Source organism: Mycobacterium sp., from assembly GCF_050701675.1.
In the GTDB taxonomy this organism is placed as follows: Bacteria; Actinomycetota; Actinomycetes; order Mycobacteriales; family Mycobacteriaceae; genus Mycobacterium.
In genome coordinates, this window is record NZ_JBOGDD010000057.1 from 1 (window position 1) to 3887 (window position 3887).

Annotated in this window: 3 protein-coding genes; all 3 read left to right on the forward strand. The window is 67.4% G+C overall.

Going from position 1 to position 3887, the window contains the following annotated elements; genetic code table 11:
* Window positions 1–88 precede the first annotated feature (88 nt).
* The gene (locus ACRDUX_RS01755; protein WP_526410419.1) at window positions 89–1750 is read left to right on the forward strand and encodes a dipeptide ABC transporter ATP-binding protein; all 1662 of its coding nucleotides are present in this window, start codon (window positions 89–91) and stop codon (window positions 1748–1750) included.
* A 10-nt stretch (window positions 1751–1760) separates the two neighbouring features.
* A complete protein-coding gene (locus tag ACRDUX_RS01760; RefSeq protein WP_526410421.1) occupies window positions 1761–2249 on the forward strand; it encodes a DUF7700 domain-containing protein in 489 nt (162 codons plus the stop codon).
* A gap of 483 nt (window positions 2250–2732) precedes the next feature.
* On the forward strand, window positions 2733–3887 hold a 1155-nt coding region (locus tag ACRDUX_RS01765; RefSeq protein ID WP_526410423.1), incomplete at its 3' end, for a PucR family transcriptional regulator ligand-binding domain-containing protein.

A 3887-nucleotide genomic window follows, 5' to 3' on the forward strand; every position in this document is an offset into this window, starting at 1 on the left:
ATCCCTGGCTCGTGTTCGCGCCCGCCGCCGTTATCGCCGTTACGGTGTTGTCGCTCTATCGGATCAGTCGCATCTTCGGGGACAGACCGTGACGATCCAGCAGCAGATACCAGCCACCGAGGGAACCCACGACACAAACGCGCCGGCGGTGCTGACCGTGGCGGATCTCACCGTGTCCTACGACGGCCACACCGTCGTCGAGAACGTCTCGTTCGAGGTTCCGCCCGGATCGACCGTCTCACTCATCGGCCGCTCGGGTTCGGGGAAGTCGACGATCGCCAACGCCATACTCGGCCTGCTCGATCCACACACGTCGCGGGTGCGCGGCAGTGTGCGTTTTCGCGGCGACGAGATCCTCTCGCTCCGCGCCAAGGAGCTTCGGCAACTCCGTGGCAGCGAGATCGGTTTCATCCCACAGGATCCCGGCAGCGCACTGAATCCGGTGCGGAGAATCGGCGCCCAGTTCGACGAAGTGCTGCGCCACGCGCAGCCCGGATCGAAGTCACACCGCCGCGATACGACACTGAAAGTCCTTGAGCGGGTGGGTCTCCCCGATCCGGCGCGTGTCTTCCGGGCATACCCGCACGAGCTGTCGGGCGGCATGCAGCAACGTGTCCTGATCGGCATGGCCATTCTGCTCGATCCTGGGCTGCTGATCGCCGACGAACCGACCTCGGCCCTTGACGTCACAGTCCAGAAGACGATTCTGGATCTGCTCGACGATCTGCGCAGCGACCTCGGTGTCAGCATCCTGTTGATCACCCACGACCTGTCGCTGGCCGCCGCGCGCTCGGATGCCGTCGTCGTGCTCAACGACGGCGCCGTCCAGGAGTACGGAACATCGACCCAGGTGCTTCGCCACCCGCGCTCCGACTACGCCCGTCAGCTCTATCGCGACGTGCCCGGCCTGCAGCTCGACAAGTATCGAGAGGTCAAAGCATCACGTCAACAACGCCTTACGGTCGATGTTGACGAACCCGCCCTGCGGGTCCAGAACCTGGTGAAGACCTTCGGCAGGGGACGCAACGCCCACGTGGCACTCGGCGGGGTCTCGTTCGCCGTCGCGCGCGGCACCACCCACGCCCTCGTCGGCGAATCCGGTTCCGGCAAGTCCACCGCCCTGCGCACGGTGCTACGCCTCGAGCCGCAGGACTCGGGGCACGTATTCCTCAACGGCGTCGAACTCACCGCGCGCGACCACCAGTCACTGCGTGAGGTCCGAAGAAATCTGCAGCTGGTCTACCAGAACCCGTTCACCTCGCTGGACCCTCAGTACACCGTCGCGAGCCTGATCGCCGAACCGCTCGGCCTGTACGGGGTCGGGTCCGCTCGGGAGCGCAAGGAACGAACTTTGGAACTCTTGCACGCCGTTGGGCTCGACGAACGGGTCGCCAAGGCCAAACCGTCCAAATTGTCTGGCGGCCAACGACAACGCGCGGCGATCGCTCGCGCCATTGCGCTCCATCCAGACATCCTTCTTCTCGACGAGCCGACGTCTGCGCTGGACGTCAGCGTGCAGGCACAGATACTGGACCTGCTCGTCTCGTTGCAGTCGGAGTTCGGGCTGACGTACCTGTTCGTGTCGCACGACCTGAGCGTGGTGCGGCAGTTCGCCGACACGGTGACGGTGCTGCGACAAGGTGCGGTGGTCGAATCGGGCCGCGTCGACGAAGTCTTCGAGAATCCGAAGGAGGCCCACACACAGCAGCTGCTCAGCTCCGTTCCGTGGCTGAACCCCACGTCCGCATGACAACCACAAGATGAAAGGCAGTTCCATGGCCAAGCGCTCCTACACACCTACCAGGCTCGGAAAGTTGTATCAGGGCGACCCGCTTCCCGTGGTCGTCGAAGCCACCACGTACTACCCCGCGGGCGCCGTGACGTTCGGTGTCGAAGGCCGGGCTCTGTTCGAGGACGGCAGCGATGCGCCGTGGGCCGGCGGCCCGACACTGCACGTGTTCGAAACCGCTTCGGGTCTGGAGCATCTGCGGTTCGACGCCTTTCCCGGCGAGGAGCATTACCACTACCTGACCCCGGGTGTGCAGAACCACTGGGTGGGGTACGACTCCGTCGCCGACGGGTCCTTCGTCGATTGGATCGTGGCTAGGATCAGGAGCAAGCTTCCCGAGCTGCTTCGGTTCGCCGGTGCCACCGCACTCGCCGATGAGGTCGACCCCGGCGTGATCGACTCGGTCATCAAGGGGGTCGAAGCCCACCTGCGCAGTCGCGATCTCCAGCTCGCGAAGTAGCGCTCGTCGCCACTGTGTACGGAATCGCCGAGCGCGGTGCTGATCTCATCCGGCAGGGCAGCACGAACTAAGTCGCGCCCCCGGCCCACGAAGACGCTCCTGGGGCGTTCGACATCGGGACGGGTGGCCGGGATGCCGGACAGGGGCCAGGAATCCTTGAACGCGATGATGCTCGACCCGCGACCTCGTTGCCGAGAGCCGCGGACTGCCACGCGCCTACTGTGTGCCAACACAGCCAAGATGCCAGGGGCTATATCGCTCGATAGGACCGGTAGTGCCGTCGCGCGGCTACGATCGAGCAATGTCCAGCATCGGATGCCGCGGACTTCTCCGCGCTGGGGCGCGATGCGCACGACCAGAATGCGTACCCGCGCGCCGGTGCCCGGCCACTGCTGCGATGACCGCGTCGGGCCCGTCGTGACGGCACACGTCCCTCGTCCAAGCGTCGGGCCGACGGCGCCCGGCACGCTCAGGACTACCACCGTGCCGGGCAGTGTCAGCGTCCGCGACGTCGTCGAGCTGCGGCACCTCCAGGCGACTTTGCTCGCAGGCGAGGCGGGGCTCGACCGCCGAGTGTCATGGGCGCACGTGAGTGACGCCTTCGACCCGTGGAACTGGCTGGAGCCGGGCGACCTCGTGCTGACGTGCGGCTACATCGTCCCGGAGGAGCCGTCGGCGCAGGTGCGCTTCGTGGAGAACATGGTCGAGGCTGGGCTGAGCGGCATCGTGATCGGCGAGGACGAGCGCCGTCCGCACCTCTCCGACGAGATGCTCGCGACGGCGGACCGTCTCGGGTTCCCGGTCATCGACGGCGCGCACGCGGTCAGCTTCGCGCAGTACGTGCGGTTCATCGCCGCCGCCAACGCCAGGGGCGAGGACCAGTCGTTCACCCAGATCGCCCGAGTGAACGGCGAGGTGATGGCGAGCCTGCGCGAGACGCTCGCGGGCACCGAGTTCGTAGACCGCCTCAGCCGTGTGGTGAGCTGCAGACTGCACGTCGTCGACCCCGAGATGTGGGAGCCGCTGATCCGCGGCGGCGATACCCCCGACCGCGCGTGGAAGGTCGCCTACGACGCGGAGGTCCGCCGCTCCTCCGGACGCGCGCCGTTCGTGATGAACCTGACTGTCGGCGACCGGACGGCCCTCACCATGCCGATCCCCAGCGAGCGCTCGGCCTGCCTCATCGCCTTCCCTGAGGGCGATTCGATGCCCCGGCTCGCGGTCCTGCAGCAGATCGCTGCCGCATGCGCGCTGGAGATCGGCCGCGTCGATGCGGCGGTGGAGCGCTCCCGCCGGTCCGGCGCCGGGCTGCTGAACGACGCGCTGAATGCGCGGCTCGAGCCGGCGGTCCTGACCGCGCTCTTCCACGGGCGCCGCCTGCAGGGCGACCTGCGCGCGCTGGCCGTCGACGGTCGGCCTGCCTCGATCGACAGGCTCGCGCGCAGATGGCTGATCCGCGGCATCCCGTTCCTGCTCGGGGAGATCGGCCAGGTCGCCGTCGCGGTGGTCCGGGCCGGAGACGTCCCGCAGGCGGACTTCGAGGAGCGCACCACGCTGGAACGGTGGCGCGCCGGGCTGAGTGACCCGTTCGTGGGGACCGGCAACCTCGGCGATGCCGTCCGCCAAGCGCGGTGGGCG

Bases quoted from the DNA above. Each gene is read 5' to 3' on its own strand.
- ACRDUX_RS01760 (WP_526410421.1), top strand. From the start codon at position 1,761: ATGAAAGGCAGTTCCATGGCCAAGCGCTCCTACACACCTACCAGGCTC.